The organism is Pseudomonas brassicacearum, from assembly GCF_009601685.2.
GTDB lineage: Bacteria > Pseudomonadota > Gammaproteobacteria > Pseudomonadales > Pseudomonadaceae > Aquipseudomonas > Aquipseudomonas kilonensis_B.
This window is the reverse complement of sequence record NZ_CP045701.2, coordinates 1,376,141-1,395,933: the sequence shown is the minus strand read 5'-3', so window position 1 is coordinate 1,395,933 and position 19,793 is coordinate 1,376,141. Positions and strand designations below refer to the sequence as shown.

General features: G+C 59.9%; 15 protein-coding genes and 2 tRNA genes. 14 read left to right on the top strand and 3 right to left on the bottom strand.

Annotation, left to right across the window (positions count from 1 at the left end):
- Positions 1 to 250 precede the first annotated feature (250 nt).
- Both GFU70_RS06025 and GFU70_RS06020 read left to right on the top strand, forming a co-directional pair.
- Positions 251 to 460 (top strand): cold-shock protein, encoded by a 210-nt coding sequence (locus GFU70_RS06025; RefSeq protein ID WP_002554837.1) that lies wholly within the window; start codon positions 251 to 253, stop codon positions 458 to 460.
- A 131-nt stretch (positions 461 to 591) separates the two neighbouring features.
- Positions 592 to 2,040: a toxin-antitoxin system YwqK family antitoxin gene (locus GFU70_RS06020; RefSeq protein WP_153387734.1), complete on the top strand. Its 1,449-nt coding sequence runs from the start codon at positions 592 to 594 to the stop codon at positions 2,038 to 2,040.
- Between the two features lie 185 nt (positions 2,041 to 2,225).
- Here the strand turns inward: GFU70_RS06020 and GFU70_RS06015 are convergent, their stop codons facing one another.
- A complete protein-coding gene (locus tag GFU70_RS06015) occupies positions 2,226 to 3,233 on the bottom strand; it encodes a DUF481 domain-containing protein (protein WP_058546709.1) in 1,008 nt (335 codons plus the stop codon).
- 167 nt (positions 3,234 to 3,400) lie between these two features.
- Between GFU70_RS06015 and GFU70_RS06010 the strand changes: the two genes are divergently transcribed.
- The 4 genes from GFU70_RS06010 to GFU70_RS05995 all read left to right on the top strand — a co-directional run bounded on the left by GFU70_RS06010 (position 3,401) and on the right by GFU70_RS05995 (position 8,174).
- Complete coding sequence (locus GFU70_RS06010; RefSeq protein ID WP_058546708.1) at positions 3,401 to 3,754, top strand: MGMT family protein; 354 nt, start codon at positions 3,401 to 3,403, stop codon at positions 3,752 to 3,754.
- A 44-nt stretch (positions 3,755 to 3,798) separates the two neighbouring features.
- The gene (locus GFU70_RS06005) at positions 3,799 to 5,358 is read left to right on the top strand and encodes an AmpG family muropeptide MFS transporter (protein ID WP_058546707.1); all 1,560 of its coding nucleotides are present in this window, start codon (positions 3,799 to 3,801) and stop codon (positions 5,356 to 5,358) included.
- 129 nt (positions 5,359 to 5,487) lie between these two features.
- On the top strand, positions 5,488 to 7,203 hold the full coding sequence (locus tag GFU70_RS06000; protein WP_058546706.1) for a proline--tRNA ligase: 1,716 nt from the start codon (positions 5,488 to 5,490) through the stop codon (positions 7,201 to 7,203).
- A 17-nt stretch (positions 7,204 to 7,220) separates the two neighbouring features.
- Positions 7,221 to 8,174, top strand: a complete 954-nt coding sequence (locus GFU70_RS05995) for a hypothetical protein (RefSeq protein WP_058546705.1) — start codon at positions 7,221 to 7,223, stop codon at positions 8,172 to 8,174.
- A gap of 180 nt (positions 8,175 to 8,354) precedes the next feature.
- Here the strand turns inward: GFU70_RS05995 and dinB are convergent, their stop codons facing one another.
- Positions 8,355 to 9,416, bottom strand: a complete 1,062-nt coding sequence (gene dinB / locus GFU70_RS05990) for a DNA polymerase IV (RefSeq protein ID WP_058546704.1) — start codon at positions 9,414 to 9,416, stop codon at positions 8,355 to 8,357.
- A gap of 286 nt (positions 9,417 to 9,702) precedes the next feature.
- On the opposite strand from dinB, the gene GFU70_RS05985 reads away from it, so the two are divergent.
- The 4 genes from GFU70_RS05985 to GFU70_RS05970 all read left to right on the top strand — a co-directional run bounded on the left by GFU70_RS05985 (position 9,703) and on the right by GFU70_RS05970 (position 14,171).
- Positions 9,703 to 9,779 (top strand) — tRNA-Met (locus GFU70_RS05985).
- 231 nt (positions 9,780 to 10,010) lie between these two features.
- A tRNA-Met gene (locus GFU70_RS05980) sits at positions 10,011 to 10,087 on the top strand.
- 152 nt (positions 10,088 to 10,239) lie between these two features.
- The gene (mprF, locus tag GFU70_RS05975; RefSeq protein WP_116643048.1) at positions 10,240 to 12,882 is read left to right on the top strand and encodes a bifunctional lysylphosphatidylglycerol flippase/synthetase MprF; all 2,643 of its coding nucleotides are present in this window, start codon (positions 10,240 to 10,242) and stop codon (positions 12,880 to 12,882) included.
- Positions 12,882 to 14,171: a virulence factor family protein gene (locus GFU70_RS05970; RefSeq protein ID WP_058546702.1), complete on the top strand. Its 1,290-nt coding sequence runs from the start codon at positions 12,882 to 12,884 to the stop codon at positions 14,169 to 14,171. Before mprF ends, GFU70_RS05970 begins: the two co-directional genes overlap by 1 nt.
- Positions 14,172 to 14,233: 62 nt before the next feature.
- Here the strand turns inward: GFU70_RS05970 and GFU70_RS05965 are convergent, their stop codons facing one another.
- Positions 14,234 to 16,075 (bottom strand): potassium transporter Kup, encoded by a 1,842-nt coding sequence (locus GFU70_RS05965; protein ID WP_413468851.1) that lies wholly within the window; start codon positions 16,073 to 16,075, stop codon positions 14,234 to 14,236.
- Between the two features lie 332 nt (positions 16,076 to 16,407).
- Here GFU70_RS05965 and rimO point away from each other — a divergent pair, with 332 nt between their 5' ends.
- The 4 genes from rimO to GFU70_RS05945 all read left to right on the top strand — a co-directional run bounded on the left by rimO (position 16,408) and on the right by GFU70_RS05945 (position 19,763).
- Positions 16,408 to 17,748 (top strand): 30S ribosomal protein S12 methylthiotransferase RimO, encoded by a 1,341-nt coding sequence (gene rimO, locus GFU70_RS05960; protein ID WP_014336847.1) that lies wholly within the window; start codon positions 16,408 to 16,410, stop codon positions 17,746 to 17,748.
- Positions 17,749 to 17,976: 228 nt separating this feature from the next.
- Positions 17,977 to 18,450 carry a GNAT family N-acetyltransferase gene (locus GFU70_RS05955; RefSeq protein ID WP_058546700.1) on the top strand — a complete coding sequence of 158 codons (474 nt, stop codon included), beginning with the start codon at positions 17,977 to 17,979 and terminating at the stop codon, positions 18,448 to 18,450.
- Between the two features lie 83 nt (positions 18,451 to 18,533).
- Positions 18,534 to 19,244 carry an rRNA pseudouridine synthase gene (locus GFU70_RS05950; RefSeq protein ID WP_024617635.1) on the top strand — a complete coding sequence of 237 codons (711 nt, stop codon included), beginning with the start codon at positions 18,534 to 18,536 and terminating at the stop codon, positions 19,242 to 19,244.
- 57 nt (positions 19,245 to 19,301) lie between these two features.
- Positions 19,302 to 19,763 (top strand): DUF1456 family protein, encoded by a 462-nt coding sequence (locus GFU70_RS05945; RefSeq protein ID WP_053182473.1) that lies wholly within the window; start codon positions 19,302 to 19,304, stop codon positions 19,761 to 19,763.
- Positions 19,764 to 19,793 lie beyond the last annotated feature (30 nt).

Here is a 19,793-nt window from a genome sequence, read left to right as displayed (position 1 = left end):
ATTTCCGGGTCCTGCCGGCCATCGCCCGCGCCGTCAGTCACCAAATAAGAGAAACCTTCGCAAAGACCATTGGCACATTCTGGAAAAAGGGTTAAGGTGGCGCCACTGTGTTGCTTGTGTCACTGAGAATCTCTACACGATATGTTGAATTTCGATCCAACCATCTACAAGAATTTTTCCTGCTCTTTGCACTCAGTCTCGGCCAGGGTTCTTCCTGAGTCGCAGTTATCTTTGTTCAAGGAGTTACACCATGTCTAATCGCCAAACCGGTACCGTTAAGTGGTTCAACGATGAAAAAGGCTTCGGCTTCATCACCCCACAATCCGGTGACGACCTGTTCGTTCACTTCAAAGCTATCCAATCCGACGGCTTCAAAAGCCTGAAAGAAGGCCAACAGGTTTCTTTCATCGCTACCCGCGGTCAGAAAGGCATGCAAGCTGAAGAAGTTCAAGTTATCTAACTTGTCCTTGCTTTAGTAAAAAGCCCCGCCCTCAAAAGCGGGGCTTTTTTGTGTCCGTGTGTTTTACCAGCCCTCAGCCCCGCTTCCGCTCTATATGATTCGCACCCTGAAAATCACATGGAAGAAGCAGGATGCAGTTCATTTCCTGGAAGGCGCTCCACGCAGCACTACTCGTTTTTGCCCCTCCCCTCAATGCAGAATCACGACCTGATCACCCTTCGGTCATAACAGCGATGAATCCTCGCGCCACGTACCTGGCGAAAGGTCCAGAGGTTAACGGCCACTCCGCAATACAGTTAAGAGCCGCAGCACGCCTGACCCTCTCTACACCTCACTCCTGCGGGAGCAACGAGGTTTACCTCACCCCTGAATCCATAGGGGTGCCAGATGAATCGTTTCGGCGAGCACTTGGCGAAGTTCAGGATCTGATAGACCAGAAAATCCCTCTTCTCTTGACGCTTTCAAACTGCGAACGCAAACGCGCTTTTCTTGAAAAAGTCCGCCCCTGTACCCCCGAAGAATGCGGCGAGTTGACCGCTACGCTGGTCGACGGAAAACTTTTTCTGGACAAGGACTATAAACCAACGGGAAAAAGTCTCGCGGCTTATTACCTGGAAATGCCTATGCCTTACGACAGCAAACGCCAGGCATGGCGGGCGAAAGTTTTTTACGTCAACTCCCGAGCTCTGCGCTACGACTACTTCGTAAATGCGGAAGATTTCGCTTCAAGCCGCCCCGTATTCGAAGCCAAAGCCTATTATCCAAACGGGCAGCTACACCATCTCTACCAAAATGATGGGGATGGCCTACGCCAGGGAGAGTCGCTGACCTACTCCCAAGATGGCGTGATCATCCAGCGACAAAATCACCTGAACAATGAGCTGGACGGTTGGCAAACCACCTATCACGACAACGGCAACATCGCTGAATCCTTCAAGTGGCATCAAGGCACGCTGGAGGACGGTGAGTATCTTGAATATGGCGAAAACCAAAGGGTGATTGGCCGAACCAGCTATAAGGCTGGCGTGTGGGACGGGCCTGCCCTGGCTTACTACCCGAACGGTAAGCTAAGAAGCCGCACATTCTTCGTTCGTGGCAAAGCTCAAGGCTTCAGCCCCATCTATTTTGAAAATGGCGCGCTCCAGCTGTCTCGGAACTTGCTCAACGGTAAGCCTGATGGCTGGGTGGTCGAATACTTTCCCAATGGCAAGACCAAAAGAAAGGAGTCCCATCAGCGCGGGACTCAGCGCAGCTACGCTCTCTGGAACGAGCAGGGTACCCAAACAATCGAATGGCAGTGGGACGAATATAAGCGCGAGCAGGGAGATTTCAAGCAATGGCATGAAAATGGCCAACTCAAGGAGCACAAAATTTACAAAGATGGGCAGCTTCAGAGTCACGTCAAAAACTGGGCGAAAAACGGTCAGCTGCGCTCATCCATTCACTATCGGGATAACAAACGCCACGGCACCAGCCAATACTGGACTGACGATGGAAAGCTAGTGGAAGACTGCAAATACACCGATGGTGTACGCGAGCAGGAATGTCAACGCGGACAAAGACCCAGCCCGACTAACTGAACCGCCCATCATCATTGCTTACCAAAAAGCTCTGTAACCGAATCAGCCGACAGGGCATTTTTGATAACGAGTCCCAGTTTTACCCGCGCACAAAAAACTGTGGGAGTCTTGCTGTCCCTGGAAAGGATGGCTAAATAAACCATCCAAGACAGTTGCCCCCACATTGGTTTTTTGGTTAGCCGGGATTACCAGGTCACGCCAAACCCAGCCGTGTAGCGCGTCTTGCTCAAGTCGCTGTCTTCGGTGCCCTCGATGACATCCTTCTCGGCCTTGAGGTTGAGCGAGGCCCAGTCGGTGACCTTGTAGCGCAGCCCCATTTCGGCGTCATAGGCGTACTCCGCCACGCCGGACAGCGGCTTGCCCACTTCGCCGTTGGTGAAGAACTCGACGCGCTTGCCAATCAGGTAGCGGTTGTAGTCCCACTTCATGGCGACGGAGTAGAAGTTGTCCTTGCCGCCGTCGCGGTATTCATAATCGGTGCGGTTCAACAGCGAACCCAGCGAGAACGCGCCCAGCTCATCATCCCAGAACTGATAACCCGGACCGGTACCGACCACACGCTGGCGCGCCAGATCTTCGACTTTGTCACGCTTGTAATTCAGGCGGCCTTGCCAGAACCATTTGTCCGTCAAGAACCGGTCGAGGGAATATTCCAGGCGCCAGTTATCGGTGGAAACCACGTCATCCTGGAATTCACGGTTGTATTCGCCTTCGGCAGTGTGCCGCCATCTGCCATGACGTGCCGAGGTCTTGAAGTCGACGTCGTAATCGTCGGTGTCTTTTTCCGCACGCTGGTAATCCAGCGCGGCATCGATGTTGCCCTTCCACACCAAGTCCTCGACCACCGGCTTGGGCTTGAGGATCTGCTGGATACTGGCCAGCTCAACGGTCTTGGGCGCATCACCGTTGGCCAAGGTGACCTTGCCATCCTCGGCCGCCTGCAGCGCCTTGGCTTTCTCACCGGTATAGGCGTCCTGCTTGACCAAGAGCTGCTGGTCACTCTCCAGGGTCTTGACCTGCTTCCAGTCGATGGGAATCGCACCGGCGTAGTCGGTCTGGATCAGTAACTTGCCGCCATCGAAAACGGTAATCTTGCCACTGAGTTTGTCCCCATTCTTCAACCAGACTGTGTCGGCAAGCAAGGGCATGGAGGCACTGGCAACAGCCAGGCAAAGCAGGGTTCTAGACAACATAAGCGTATAAAGAGCTCAAGTTCGCGGTGAAAAGGCGGCATTATCCCCCGGGACGACACCTCAGCAAGGACTGACCAACGTATTTGTAATGAGTTCATTTCTCAACCAGCTTTACAGGACTTAACCTACAAACGGCCATACACCCTCTTTATTTCGGACGCCTGAACGTGACTGATGCATCCCTGAATACCGAGAATGCCGCCCAAATCCGCCGTACCACCCTTTACCTGACCCTGGCACAGGTGCCAGCGGGCAAGGTGGTCACCTATGGCCAACTCGCTGAAATGGCCGGCCTGGGCCGTGCCGCACGCTGGGTCGGGCGGACCCTCAGCCAGTTGCCGAACGACACGAAACTGCCCTGGCATCGGGTATTGGGTGCCGGCGGTCGGATCAGCCTGCCCGCGGGCAGCGCCTCAGGGGATGAACAGCGCGCACGCCTGCGCATGGAAGGGATCAGTGTCCTGAACAATCGTGTTGATATTCAGCGCCATGGCTGGCGCCCGGTAGAGCACAGCGGTTAGAGTGCGCGCTTTGTTTTCGCAATTTTTGAGGCAGACTCCAGCCCATGCCCCGTAAAACCTGGCGCGCCGCCCTCGCCGCCTATGCCAGTCCCTCGACGCTCGTGCTGTTGCTGCTTGGCTTCGCCGCCGGCTTGCCGTACATGCTGGTGTTCTCCACGCTTTCGGTCTGGTTGCGCGAAGCCGGTGTGGCCCGCGAAACCATCGGCTACGCGAGCCTGATCGGCCTGGCGTATGCCTTCAAATGGGTCTGGTCGCCGCTGCTCGACCAATGGCGCCTGCCACTGCTGGGTAAGCTCGGGCGTCGACGTTCATGGCTGGTGCTCTCCCAGGGCCTGGTGATCCTCGGCCTGATCGGCATGGGTTTCTGCGACCCACAGAAACACCTGTCATGGTTGATCGCCATCGCCGTCATCGTAGCCTTCGCCTCTGCGACGCAGGACATCGCCGTCGACGCCTATCGCCTGGAAATCGCCGACGACACCCGCCAGGCCGCCCTCGCCGCCAGCTACATGTCCGGCTACCGCATCGCCGCACTGCTGGCTACCGCTGGCGCCCTGTTCTTCGCCGAAGGGTTTGGCTCCACCGGCTTCAGCTACAAACACTCGGCCTGGGCCGGCACTTACCTGCTGTTCGGCGTATTGATGGTCCCGGCGCTACTCACCTCACTGTTCATGCGCGAACCACCGGTGCCGCTGCGCACCCAATTGCAGGCCGGGCGCTACTCGTTCGCCCATCAACTGGCGTCGGTGTTCGTACTGATCGTGCTGCTGGTGTCTGTCCCGGCGATGTTCACCCAGCTCTACAACACCGACTTCGCCAGCGTGTTGTTCGAGGGCGTCAGCCTGCTCGACCTGCTGCTCGAAGACCGCGCGTTCCTGCGGGCCATCCTCTATATCATCCTGACCGCCCTGTGCCTCTCGGCCGTGGGTCGCCGCGGGTTGGCGCCGGTGCTGACGCCGGTCAACGATTTCATCCTGCGTTACCGCTGGCAGGCCCTCCTGCTGCTCGGGCTGATCGCGACCTATCGGATGTCCGACACGGTCATGGGGGTCATGGCCAACGTGTTCTACATCGACCAGGGCTTCACCAAGGACCAGATCGCCAGCGTCAGCAAGATTTTCGGGTTGATCATGACCCTCGTCGGGGCCGGCATGGGCGGCCTGCTGATCGTACGTTTCGGCATCCTGCCCATCCTGTTCATCGGCGGTGTCGCCTCGGCCGGCACCAATATCCTCTTCCTGATGCTCGCCGACATGGGCGCCAATCTGCAGATGTTGATTGTCACCATTTCCCTGGACAACTTCAGCTCCGGCCTGGCCACTTCGGCCTTCGTCGCCTATCTATCGAGCCTGACCAACCTGAAGTTCTCCGCCACCCAATACGCCCTGCTCAGCTCGATCATGCTGTTGCTGCCGCGCCTGATCGGTGGCTATTCGGGCGTGATGGTGGAGAAATTCGGCTATCACGACTTTTTCCTGATCACCGCGCTGCTGGGCGTTCCAACCCTGCTGCTGATCGCCTTGCACTGGTTCCAGGAGAACCGTCGCCAGGGCTCGATGCCCACCGAGGAACCGACGGCCACCCGGCCCGCGGAAGAATCGTAGGAAACTTCAGAAAACGCCGGGGAAACCGGCGTTCGCACCGGGCGACCGGCCACGCGCCTGTACGCCAGGGCATCTCGCCCGTACAATGCTCCGTCACTTCTCGTCATCAGCAACCGACAACGGCCAACCATGCGCACCAGTCAATATTTGCTCGCCACACAGAAAGAAACGCCTTCCGACGCCGTCGTGATCAGCCATCAGTTGATGCTGCGTGCCGGCATGATCCGCAAACTCGCCTCGGGCCTGTACACCTGGCTGCCGATGGGCCTGCGGGTCATGCGCAAGGTGGAAGCCATCGTTCGCGAAGAGATGGACGCTGCCGGCTCCCTGGAAGTGTTGATGCCGAGCACCCAACCGGCCGAGCTGTGGCAGGAATCGGGGCGCTGGGAAGAATACGGCCCTGAGCTGCTGCGCATCAAAGACCGTCACGGTCGCGACTTCTGTGCAGGCCCGACTCACGAAGAAGTGATCACCGACCTCATGCGCAACGAGTTGAGCAGCTACAAGCAGCTGCCGATCAACCTGTATCAGATCCAGACCAAATTCCGTGACGAAATCCGTCCACGCTTCGGCCTGATGCGCGGTCGCGAATTCATCATGAAGGACGCCTACTCGTTCCACACCGACCTGGCCTCGCTGCAAGTCACCTACGACCGCATGCACCAGGCGTATTGCAACGTGTTCACCCGCCTGGGCCTGAAATTCCGTCCGGTTGAAGCCGACAACGGCTCTATCGGCGGCGCCGGCTCCCACGAATTCCACGTCCTGGCCGAGTCCGGCGAAGACGACATCGTCTTCAGCAATGGCTCCGACTACGCCGCCAACATCGAGAAAGCCGAAGCCGTGCCACGGGAAACCTCCCGCGCCGCGCCGACTGAAGAGTTGCGCCTGGTGGACACGCCAAACGCCAAGACCATTGCCCAGTTGGTGGAGGGCTACAACCTGCCGATCGAGCGCACCATCAAGACCCTGATCGTGCATGCAGAAGAAGCCGGCAAGCTGATCGCCCTGATCGTCCGTGGCGACCACGAACTCAATGAAATCAAGGCCGCCAACCAGCCAGGCGTCGCCAGCCCGCTGGTCATGGCTACCGAAGCCGAACTGCGCGACGCCATCGGCGCCGGTGCCGGCTCCCTCGGCCCGTTGAACCTGCCACTGCCGATCATTATCGACCGCTCGGTGGAGTTGATGAGCGATTTCGCCATCGGCGCCAACCTCGACGACAAGCACTATTTCGGCGTGAACTGGGAACGCGACCTGCCGGTTCCAACCGTCGCGGACCTGCGCAACGTCGTGGCCGGCGATCCGAGCCCGGACGGCAAGGGCACCCTGGAAATCAAGCGGGGCATCGAAGTCGGGCACATTTTCCAGCTGGGCAACAAGTACAGCAAGGCGATGAAGTGCGAAGTGCTGGGTGAGAACGGCAAGCCGGTTACCCTGGAAATGGGTTGCTACGGCATCGGCGTTTCCCGCGTGGTGGCTGCCGCCATCGAGCAGAATAACGACGAGAAGGGGATCATCTGGAGCGACACACTGGCGCCTTTCCAGATCGCCCTGGTGCCGCTGCGCTATGAAACCGACCTGGTGCGCGAAGCCACCGACAAGCTCTACGCCGAATTGACGGCCGCCGGCTTCGAAGTGCTGCTGGACGACCGCGACAAGAAAACCAGCCCCGGCATCAAGTTCGCGGACATGGAACTGATCGGCATCCCGCATCGGATCGTCGTCAGTGACCGTGGCCTGGCCGAAGGCAACCTGGAATACAAGAGCCGCACCGAGGCCGAGCCGCAAGCGCTGCCGGTCGCCGACGTGCTGTCGTTCCTCCAGGCCCGTATCCGCCGCTGACACCAGATAGAGACGTCATGTTCAAGCGAAACACCTTAGGCCTCGGTGGCGCCGCCCTGTGCGGCGCCCTGCTGGTCAGCGGCTGTGCCAACCAAATGTCGCAGCGCAGCGAGCACGAAGAGCGGGTCGAGCGAAAATTGCTCGACCACAGCCTGCAGATCGACGTAGGCGAACCCAAGGTGCTCGACCTGCCGCAGCGTCGGGTGCGGATCAATGAGCAGAAGACCTTCGAAGTCACTGAATTCGAGGTCACTCGCCATTACGATCGCTACACGCCATACCAACCCTGGCGGGAGATTTACGAGATCCCCTTGGGCGCGGTGGCCGTGGTGGCCGGTGTCGGCGCGAACGTGGTCAATGTGTTCGCCCTCGGCAACCTGCCGGACACCGTGACCCGTGACTGGATCAGCTACGGTTTCGCCGGGCTCAACCCGTTCATGAACGTCCCTTCCCATGGCCGTGCCCAGCAGAACCTGGCGGGCATTGACGAAGTCCAGCGCGACAAGCGCACGGAACACTCGAGCCTGCCCTGGAGCGAACGCCCGGTGGAAGTCAAGGCCGCCCGGCAGACCTTCGAGCTGAGCACCGACCGTAACGGCGTGCTGCGCTTGAACCTGCTGGAAAGCCCGTTCGCCGAGCAGGACCTGAGCCAATTCGGCAAATTGCAGATCAGCGTGACGGATGCCCTGGACGAAGTGCACACCGACTCATCCCTGAGCATCAGCAGCACCTTGCGCAGCAAGCTGCTGGAAGCCCACGCGTTGATTTACGACGACTTGGAAGACGACGAGGTGAGCCAGTGGGTGCATCGAGTCAAGCGCCTGTCGGAGCTGGGACTAGAAGAAGAGGCCAGCGAACTGGAACAGAGCCTGATCGAACTGACGCGCAATGATCCGGAGTTGCAGAGCGAGTTCATGAAAGCGCTGACCAAGGATGGCGGACGCTTGGTGGCGGATCCTGGCGCGAATTGAAATAAGACTTGCGAGTCTTATCGCACCCTCTGTGGCGAGGGGATTTATCCCCGCTGGGCTGCGTAGCAGCCCTAGAACCTGACAACGCGCGGTGTCAGGCAAATTGAATTATCGGCTTTTGGGGCTGCTTCGCAGCCCAACGGGGATAAATCCCCTCGCCACATGGACCGCGTCGCGCACTCACCGCTCAAACAACTCCAACTGCTCGAACCCACCGCGCAAATCCTCCAGCCGCACCCCTATCCCTAATAACCGCACCGGCTTGCCGCCCCGATTGAACGCCTGGGTCAACAGCAACTGGTAGCTGCCCAAGTCCCGCCCTGCCCCGGCCTGCTCCAGCGTGGTCTGGGTGAAATCATGGAACTTCACTTTGACGAACGGCTTGCCCGGTCGATAACTGCTGTCGATCCGTGCCATGCGCCCGTTGAGGGTTTCCATCAGTTCCGGCAGTTTGTCGAGGCAGCTCACCAGGTCGGGCAGGTCGACATCGTAGGTGTTCTCCACACTGATGGACTGCCGTCGGCTGTCGTTGTGCACCAGCCGCTCATCAATCCCACGGGCCAGGCTCCAGAGCCGCTCACCAAAACTGCCGAATTCGCGCACCAGTGCCAACTTGTCCCATTGACGCAACTGCAGGCAATCGACGATGCCGAGCCGGCTCAGCTTATCGGCGGTGACCTTTCCAACACCGTGGAGCTTGCTGACCGGCAGGGCCGAGACAAAATCATCGACCTGGTCGGGGGTGATGACGAACAGCCCGTTGGGCTTTTTCCAGTCACTGGCGATCTTGGCCAGGAACTTGTTCGGCGCGACGCCGGCGGACACGGTGATGTGCAACTGGTTGGAAACCCGTCGGCGAATGTCCTGGGCGATGCGGGTGGCGCTGCCACCGAAATGGGCGCTGGCGGAGACATCCAGGTAGGCCTCGTCCAGCGACAGCGGCTCGATCAGGTCCGTGTAATCGCTGAAAATCGTATGAATTTCCTTCGACGCTTCCCGGTAGGCATCCATCCGTGGTTTGACGATGGTGAGGTCCGGGCAAAGCTTCAAGGCGTGGCCGGAGGACATGGCCGAGCGCACCCCGTAGGCACGCGCTTCGTAGTTACAGGTGGCAATCACGCCCCGCCGATCCGCCGAGCCTCCCACCGCCAAGGGCTTGCCGGCTAGCCGCGGGTCATCGCGCATCTCGATGGCGGCATAGAAACAGTCACAGTCGACGTGGATGATCTTACGTTGCGTCATAAATAAAGAAGCAGAGTGTGCGACGAATCGGGCCACCAGTATCGCACCGGCACCTGTATATAGCACCAGTAGTTTGAAAGATCCTTCGTTGAGGCCCGAAAGAGCCTACACAAATTTACTTCTTCAATCGCAACACCCCCTCCAATAGAGCTTCAGCCCTTGCCAGGCCTGCGTCACAGCGCTGTCACAATGCCTTTCCCCAAGGCTAAGCACTTGAAGCGGAACAGGTTTTTATGAAGCCAGGGTTGACAACAGCGCGATCCTCTGTAGAATGCCGCCACACAGACGCGGGATGGAGCAGTCTGGTAGCTCGTCGGGCTCATAACCCGAAGGTCGTCGGTTCAAATCCGGCTCCCGCAACCAAACATCAAAAAAGGCTACTCGAAAGAGTGGCCTTTTTTGTGCGTGCCGTTTTTTGACCGTCTGATCAGAGCGTCACCGCCTGCGACACCCTACAGGCAACCACTTGTAGGACAATTTCCTTTAAATTCCGAGCGTTTAGGAAGGCAAGGGGCGGATCGACCGTTTATTTGAGCCCATTGCCTTTTAACGGTTGACACTCAGGCATTCGCCTGTAGAATGCCGCCACACAGACGCGGGATGGAGCAGTCTGGTAGCTCGTCGGGCTCATAACCCGAAGGTCGTCGGTTCAAATCCGGCTCCCGCAACCAAATATCAAGAAAGGCTACTCGAAAGAGTGGCCTTTTTTGTGTCTGGTGAAAAAAGGTCTCATTACAAATATTTTGTAATTATTTTTTACCGCGGGGATTGGTAACTTGGCTGCATACCCCCATCCTGTCGCGCATAGCTCAAGAGGTGATTGATGCGCGCCCACTCGTCTGACCCGCAAGACTCCGTTACTGCGACACAACCGATCAAGGCCCAGCGACTGCGTTGGCTGGATCGGATCAGCCAGTACCGCCAGCCTATTGGCCTTGCTGTCACGCTGCTGCTGTTTGCGATTGCATTGATTGCCTGCCGCCACCTGCTGAGCGAACTCGATCTGTACGCCCTGCACGACTCGATTCTGGAGGTGCCCCAGCCAGCCCTGCTTGGCGCGATCGCTGCCACGGTAGCCGGCTTCATCATTCTTTTGGGCTACGAATGGTCCGCCAGCCGTTATGCCGGAGTGACGCTGCCGCCACAAACCATGGTCCTGGGCGGGTTCACCGCGTTCGCCATCGGCAATGCCATTGGCCTGTCACTGCTGTCGGGCGGCTCGGTTCGCTACCGCCTGTATGCACGTCATGGCCTGGGGGCACCGGATGTCGCCCGCATGACGTTGTTCGCCAGCCTGTCCCTGGGCTGCGCATTGCCGCCGTTGGCGGCCCTGGCGACGCTCAGCGACCTGCCCGCCGCATCCGCCGCGCTGCACCTGCCTGCGACTTTGCTAGGGGCAATTTCCGTGGTGGTGCTGCTGCTCGCCAGCGTGTTGGCCATCGGTATTTACCGCCGACGCCTGCCGGAACAGCCTCATCGGGACAGCCTCCTGGTAAAAGTCGGGCGCCGCACGCTGCGCCTGCCAGGCCGACGCCTGACACTCCTGCAACTGGTGATCACCGCGCTGGATGTCGCCGCCGCCGCGACCGTGTTGTATCTATTGCTGCCTGAGGCACCGCCATTCGGTGCTTTCCTGCTGGTGTACCTGCTGGCGCTGGCCGCTGGGGTGCTCAGCCATGTACCGGGCGGCGTCGGGGTATTCGAGGCGATCCTGCTGGCCGCGTTTGCCGACAAGCTCGGCGCCGCACCGCTGGCCGCCGCACTGTTGCTGTATCGCTTGATCTACGTCCTGCTGCCGATGCTGATGGCCTGCGTACTGCTGCTGATCAATGAGGCACAACGACTGTTCCAGACGCGCCAGACCCTGCGGGCGGCATCGGGTTTCGCCGCGCCGATCCTGGCGGTGCTGGTGTTCCTCTCGGGTGTGGTGCTGTTGTTTTCCGGAGTGACACCGGAAATCGACACCCGCCTGGAGCACATCGGCTTCCTGATCCCTCATCGGCTGGTCGACGCTTCGCACTTGGGCGCCAGCCTGGTGGGCGTGCTGTGCCTGTTGCTCGCCCAAGGCTTGCGCCGTCGCCTGTCAGCCGCCTGGATGCTGACCACGGTTCTGCTCCTGGTGGGCGCCCTGCTCTCGCTGCTCAAGGGTTTCGACTGGGAAGAAGCCACGCTGCTGACCCTGACGGCCGCCCTGCTGGCGATATTCCGACGCTCCTTTTATCGTCCAAGCCGCCTGACGGAACTGCCCTTTTCCCCGTTGTTCCTGATCGCCAGCCTCTGCGTGCTCGGTGCGTCGACCTGGCTGCTGCTGTTTGCCTACCAGGACGTGCCCTACAGCCATCAACTGTGGTGGCAGTTCACCCTCGATGCCGACGCTCCTCGCGGCCTGCGCTCCCTGCTGGGGGCCGCGGTGCTGCTGATGGTGGTGTCCCTGACCTGGTTGCTGCGCACCGCACGGCCGGTGATCCATCTGCCGACGGCCGAAGAACTGGAGCGAGCCAAGACGATCCTCATGACCTCGTCGCAACCCGACGGTGGCCTGGCCTTGACCGGTGACAAGGCATTGCTGTTTCACCCCAACGACGAGGCGTTCCTGATGTACGCCCGCCGCGGCCGCAGCCTGGTGGCGTTGTACGACCCGATCGGGCCGCCCCTGCAGCGGGCTGAAATGATCTGGCAGTTCCGCGACCTGTGTGACACCCACCATGCCCGCCCCGTGTTCTATCAGGTACGTGCCGAGAACCTGCCGTACTACATGGACATCGGCCTGACAGCCATCAAGCTGGGCGAGGAAGCACGGGTCGACCTCAAGCGTTTCGATCTCGAAGCCAAGGGCAAAGAGATGAAGGACTTGCGCTACACCTGGAACCGCGGCACCCGTGACGGCCTGTCGCTGGAGATCCACGAACCGGGCCAGGCACCGATGGATGAGCTCAAGGTCATTTCCGACGCCTGGCTGACCGGCAAGAGCGTGCGTGAGAAAGGTTTCTCCCTGGGCCGTTTCAGCGATGACTACCTCAAGCATTTCCGCATCGCGGTGATTCGTTTCGAGGGCCGGCCGGTGGCGTTCGCCAACCTGCTGGAAACCCACAGCCACGAACTGGCCAGCCTCGACCTGATGCGCGCCCACCCCGAGGCCCCGAAACTGACCATGGAATTCATGATGGTCGGCCTCATCCAGCATTATAAAAACCATGACTACGCCCGCTTCAGCCTCGGCATGGTCCCGCTGTCGGGCCTGCAACCGCGTCGCGGCGCACCCTTGACCCAACGCCTGGGCTCGATGGTGTTTCGCCGTGGCGAGCAGCTCTACAATTTCCAGGGGCTGCGCCGCTTCAAAGATAAATTCCAGCCTGACTGGGAACCTCGTTACATGGCCGTGCCCGCCGGACTCGATCCGCTGGTGGCACTGGCTGATACCGCCGCCCTGATAGCAGGCGGCCTGACTGGATTGGTGAAACGCTGATGATGCAACGCTCCTGGCGATACGTAGTGGCCGCCCTGCTGGTGCTGGCGGTGATTCTCGGTGGCGGTTATTGGTACTGGAACCGCCCGGCCCCACAACCCACCCTGGAACAGCTCGCGCCCGCCGATGGCGTAGCGATGACCCGGGTCATCCCCGGCACCAAGCCGCGCGCCCAGGTGCTGGTGGCGGTCAATGAAGAGCAGAAGCTCAGCGACACACAGCTGACGACCCTCAGCGGCAGCGGCTCGGCGCAGATCGTCCAAGTGATCCTGCCCAAGGACTGCATGTTGCAAGGTCGCGCCCTGCAGGCTGGCCTGCGCCAGCTCCAGGGGCCTGCCACACTGGTCAGCGGCATCGGTCCGGGCGCCGTGCTGGCCTGGCGCTGGCTGGCTGAGCAGAAGGATGACAAGGCCAAGGCCGTTTCGGTGGACCTGGCCCTGGAAAAACCCGGCTGCACGCACTTGCTGCCCAAAAGCGCAGCCCATGGCCACTGGCTGGTGGCCTGGAACGATAACCCCGACGACACCAGTGCCGGTTTCGTACGCGATCAGCCGAATGCCGAAACCAGCATCAGCGACTACGACATCAACCTGCCGCAGGTACTGAACAACGAGCTGCGCAAGATCCTGGTGGGCACCGACAAGGCCAAGGGCGGACTGAGCATCCCGGTGGTGGAAGTCCCAGCCAGCCAGGCGCGGGATACCGTGACCCTGTTTCTCTCCGGGGACGGCGGCTGGCGTGACCTGGACCGCGACGTGGCCGATGAAATGGCCAAGATTGGCTACCCCGTGGTCGGCATCGACACCCTGCGCTACTACTGGCAGCACAAGAGCCCGGAGCAAAGCGCGGCGGATCTGAGTGAACTGATGCAGCACTACCGCCAGATCTGGGGCACCAAGCGCTTCATCCTGACCGGCTACTCCTTCGGCGCCGACGTGTTGCCAGCCATCTACAATCGCCTGCCGGCCACCGAACAGCAGCGGGTCGATGCGATCATACTGCTGGCTTTTGCCCGCACCGGCAGCTTCGAGATCGAAGTCGAAGGTTGGCTCGGCAACGCCGGCACCGAAGCCGCCACCGGCCCGGAAATGGCCAAGCTGCCAGCCGACAAGGTGGTGTGCATCTACGGCGCTGAAGAAGCCGATGAAAGCGGCTGCACCGACAAAACCGTCGTGGGCGAAGTCATCAAGCTGCCTGGCGGCCACCACTTCGACGAAAATTACCCGGCCCTGGCCAAGCGCTTGATCGATGAGATCAACAAGCGGCAGAACAAGACAGTCGAGCAGTGATCTGAAACACGCATGACACCCAGCCCCTGCTGCGTTACGGCTGCAGGGGCTTTTTTGTGGGCTTACATCTCGACCTGCGTCCCCAGTTCAATCACCCGGTTCAACGGCAGATTGAAGAAGCGCAGATTGCCATTGGCGTTCTTCAACATGAAGGCGAACAACGCCTCGCGCCAGCGAGCCATGCCCTCGAGCTTGGAAGCAATGACGGTCTCGCGGCTGAGGAAGTAGGTGGTGCGCATCGGACTGAAGTCCAGGTCATCGAGATGACAGAGCTTGAGCGCCTGCGGGACGTCCGGCTCGTCGGTGAAGCCGAAGTGCAGGATCACCCGAAAGAACCCTTCGCCGTAGGCATCGACCTCGAAGCGCCGCTGCGGCGGTACACGGGGGATGTCTTCGTAGACCACCGTCAGCAGCACCACTTGTTCATGCAACACCTGGTTGTGCAGCAGGTTGTGCAATAGCGCATGGGGCACGGCGTCCGGGCGTGCCGAGAGGAACACCGCAGTTCCCCGCACCCGGTGGGGCGGTTGTACGCGGATGCTGCTGATGAAAATCGGCAGCGGTAATCCGCTTTCATCAATGCGCCCGACGAGCAACTCCTTGCCGCGCTTCCACGTCGTCATGAGGATAAACAGCACGATCCCCGCCAGCACCGGAAATGCCCCCCCCTGAACGATCTTTGGAACGTTAGCCGCAAAGTACAGGCCGTCTACCACGAGGAAACCGAGCAGCAATGGTACGGTGAACAGCGGCGGCCACTTCCACAGCAGCAGAGCCACCGCCGAAACCAGAATACTGGTGATCAACATGGTCCCCGTCACGGCTACGCCGTAGGCCGATGCCAGCGCTCCCGACGACTCGAAGCCCAGCACCAGCAGAATCACGCCCACCATCAGTGCCCAGTTCACAGCACCAATGTATATCTGCCCTTGCTCGGCACTGGAGGTATGCTGGATATGCATGCGCGGGATATAACCGAGCTGGATAGCCTGGCGAGTCAGCGAGAATGCACCGGAAATCACCGCTTGCGAGGCAATGACAGTGGCCAGCGTCGAGAGCACCACCAATGGCACCAGGGCCCATCCCGGAGCCAACAAATAGAACGGGTTGCGTGCAGCTTCCGGGTTCTCCAGCAGCAAGGCCCCCTGACCGAAGTAATTGAGCACCAATCCCGGCAATACCAGGAGAAACCAGGCACGGGCAATTGGTTTACGGCCGAAATGCCCCATGTCGGCGTACAAGGCCTCGGCACCGGTCAGCGCCAGCACCACAGCACCAAGGATTGCCAGGCCAACGCCTGGATGAACCATGAAAAATCGCACCCCCCATGCCGGGTTCAACGCCTCAAGCACTTGCGGTTGCTGAACGATGCCATGAATACCCAGCCCACCGAGGACCACAAACCACAGCACCATGACCGGGCCGAACAATTTACCGATCCGATCGGTGCCGTGTTTCTGGATCAAAAACAGTGCAATCAGGATCACCAGCGCCATAGGCACTACCCAGTGCTCCAAGCCGTTGAAGGCCACCTCCAGACCTTCCACGGCAGATAACACGGAAATCGCCGGGGTGATCATGCTATCGCCGTAAAACAGGGAGGCACCGATCAGCCCGAGCGTCACCAACACCGTGCGTAACTTGGGATAAGGCGCCGATGCGCGACGGGCCAATGCCGTCAACGACATAATGCCCCCCTCACCCTGGTTATCCGCTCGCAGAATGAACAGCACGTATTTGATCGAAACGACCCAGACCAGCGACCAGAAAATCAATGCCAGGATACCCAGTACGCCGTCATGGCTAACCTGCACGCCATATTGACCGGAGAAGACCTCCTTGATGGTGTAAAGCGGACTGGTACCGATATCGCCATAAACCACCCCTGCCGCCGCCACTAGCATGCTCACCGGTTTGGCAGTTGAATGCCCAGTTGTTGCCGTTTGGCTGTTTGCATGCGCCATTCAATACCCCTACTGCCTGATCCACCGTTCTAATAAGAAGCACAAGGCTTATCCCAGCCGGCACTCCTGTAACTGCCGCTACAACCAATCGCTTAACGGTAAAGATTCACCGGGTAGCAAAGGCGCGAAGCATAGCGCAGCACTCGTCGCATTTCCCGGTATAAAGCTGGTCAAGCAGCCCGGCCACAGATAGAATTGCGCACTTTTTGATCAGAGGCGCGCCAGGCGCCCTGTCTCGGCAAGAGACGATCCCCCTTACACCGAGGTTAGACATGTCCACCACTACCGCGCCAGCCAATCCGAAGGTTGGCTTCGTATCCCTGGGTTGCCCGAAGGCTCTGGTCGACTCCGAGCGCATCCTGACCCAGCTGCGCATGGAAGGCTATGATGTTGTGTCTACGTATCAGGACGCCGACGTGGTCGTGGTCAACACCTGCGGCTTCATCGACTCGGCCAAGGCTGAATCCCTGGAAGTGATCGGCGAAGCCATCAAGGAAAACGGCAAGGTCATCGTCACCGGCTGCATGGGCGTGGAAGAAGGCAACATCCGCAACGTGCACCCAAGCGTCTTGTCCGTGACCGGTCCACAGCAATACGAGCAAGTGGTCAACGCCGTGCACGAAGTGGTACCACCGCGCCAGGACCACAACCCGCTGATCGACCTGGTGCCGCCACAAGGGATCAAGCTGACCCCGCGCCACTACGCCTACCTGAAGATTTCCGAAGGCTGCAACCACAGCTGCAGCTTCTGCATCATCCCGTCGATGCGCGGCAAGCTGGTGAGCCGTCCGGTGGGCGATGTGCTCGACGAGGCCCAGCGCCTGGTCAAGGCCGGCGTCAAGGAACTGCTGGTGATCTCCCAGGACACCAGCGCCTACGGTGTCGACGTGAAATACCGCACCGGTTTCTGGAATGGCGCCCCGGTGAAAACCCGCATGACCGAACTGTGCGAAGCCCTCAGCACTCTCGGCGTCTGGGTCCGCCTGCACTACGTCTACCCGTATCCGCACGTCGACGAACTGATCCCACTGATGGCGGCCGGCAAGATCCTGCCGTACCTGGACATCCCGTTCCAGCACGCCAGCCCGAAAGTCCTCAAGGCCATGAAGCGCCCGGCGTTCGAAGACAAGACCCTGGCCCGCATCAAGAACTGGCGCGAAATCTGCCCGGACCTGATCATCCGTTCGACCTTCATCGTCGGCTTCCCCGGTGAAACCGAAGAAGACTTCCAGTACCTCTTGGACTGGCTGACCGAAGCCCAGCTCGACCGCGTCGGCTGCTTCCAGTATTCCCCTGTCGAAGGCGCACCGGCCAACGACCTGGACCTGGACGTGGTGCCGGACGACGTCAAGCAGGACCGTTGGGAGCGCTTCATGGCGCACCAGCAGGCCATCAGCTCGGCGCGCCTGCAAATGCGCATCGGCCGTGAAATCGAAGTGCTGGTAGATGAAGTGGACGAACAAGGCGCCGTGGGCCGCTGCTTCTTCGACGCCCCGGAAATCGACGGCAACGTCTTCATCGACAATGGCAGCAACCTCAAGCCGGGCGACAAGGTCTGGTGCAAGGTGACCGACGCCGATGAGTATGATTTGTGGGCTGAGCAGATCGGTTGATTTGTGAACTGAGCAGATCGGTTGGCCTGCGGGAGCAAAGCTTGCTCGCGATAGCCCAGTGTCAGCCACTGCAAATGTTGACTGATGCTCCGCCATCGCGAGCAAGCTGTGCTCCCACAGGCTCTTGCGAAACTCGGTAAAAAATTGAAAAGCCCCGCTCTTGCCACAAGATACGGGGCTTTTTTGCAGCTATCGTATGGAGATATCCAGCGCAAGGAACAGGCGGGCATGCGTCAGCATTCGGTCATCCACACACCCAAACCGAGCGATTACCAGGAACTGACCCAGGTGTGGGAGGCTTCGGTACGCGCCACCCACGACTTCCTGCCGGACAGCTACATCGAGCTGCTGAAGAACCTGGTGCTCACCCGTTACCTGGATGCGGTGATGCTCATTTGCACCCGGGACGCGCGCCAGCGGATCACCGGTTTCGCCGGCGTCGCGGCGGGCAAGATCGAGATGCTCTTCATTGCCCCGCAACACCGAGGCCAAGGCTTGGGCAAGCAGCTGCTGCGCTACGCCATGGAACACCTGAATGCCGATCAACTGGACGTCAACGAGCAGAACCCGCAAGCCCTGGGCTTTTATCTCAAGCAAGGTTTCGAGGTGGTCGGGCGCTCGGCAAAAGATGGCATGAACCAGCCCTACCCACTGCTGCACATGCGCTACAAGCAACCCGACCTGAAGGCTGGGCGCGGCTAAAAACGGCATGAGGCAAATGGACCCGCGATTAACCGGCGCCAGGCAGGTACAATGCCCACCCTCTTTTTGTTACGGCCCCCGTCATGACTGACCCGATTCGTCTCTCCAAACGCCTCATCGAACTCGTCGGCTGTTCCCGTCGGGAGGCTGAGTTGTTCATCGAGGGCGGCTGGGTCACCGTGGATGGCGAAGTGATCGATGAGCCGCAGTTCAAGGTCACCACCCAGAAGGTCGAACTCGACCCCGAGGCCAAGGCCACCGCGCCGGAGCCCGTAACGCTCCTGCTGAATGCGCCTGCTGGCATGGATGTAGACACCGCCATGGCTTCCCTTGGACCGCAAACCCTGAGTGAAGAACATCGCTTCGGCAAGCGGCCGCTCAAGGGTCATTTCCTGCGCCTGACCGCCAGCGCCGACCTGCAGGCCAACGCCAGCGGGCTGCTGGTGTTCACCCAGGACTGGAAGATCTTGCGCAAGCTCACCGCCGACGCCGCCAAGATCGAGCAGGAATACGTGGTGGAAGTCGAAGGCGAGATGGTCGCCCATGGCCTCAATCGCCTGAACCATGGCTTGACCTACAAGGGCAAAGAGCTGCCGGCGGTCAAGGCCAGCTGGCAGAACGAGAACCGCCTGCGCTTTGCCATGAAGAACCCGCAGCCCGGCGTGATCGCTCTGTTTTGCCAGGCGGTTGGGCTCAAGGTCGTCGCCATTCGCCGCATTCGCATCGGCGGCGTGTCCATCGGCAAGGTGCCGCTGGGCCAGTGGCGCTACCTGTCTGCCAAAGAGAAATTCTAACTTTCCGGCGCCGCACCGAACCGGGGCGCCCACTGCCGATTGATCAGGACTGCACACATGATTCACAACGACGTACTGCGCAGCGTGCGCTACATGCTCGACATCAGCGACAAGAAAGTCATCGAGATCATCAAGCTGGGCGGCCTGGACGTCTCCCTGGCGGACCTGGCGGGCTACCTCAAGAAAGACGAGGAAGAAGGCTTCGTGTTCTGCCCTGACGAGGTCATGGCGCATTTTCTCGATGGCCTGGTGATCTTCAAGCGTGGCAAGGACGAAAGCCGTCCACCACAGCCGATCGAAGTGCCGGTGACCAACAACATCATCCTCAAGAAACTGCGAGTGGCCTTCGAGCTGAAGGAAGACGACATGCACGCGATCCTCAAGGCCGCCGAGTTCCCGGTGTCCAAGCCGGAACTGAGCGCGCTGTTCCGCAAGTTCGGCCACACCAACTACCGTCCGTGTGGCGACCAGCTGCTGCGCAACTTCCTCAAGGGCCTGACCCTGCGCGTGCGCGGCTGACACCCCCATGGTCGCCCTGATCGTTCCCAA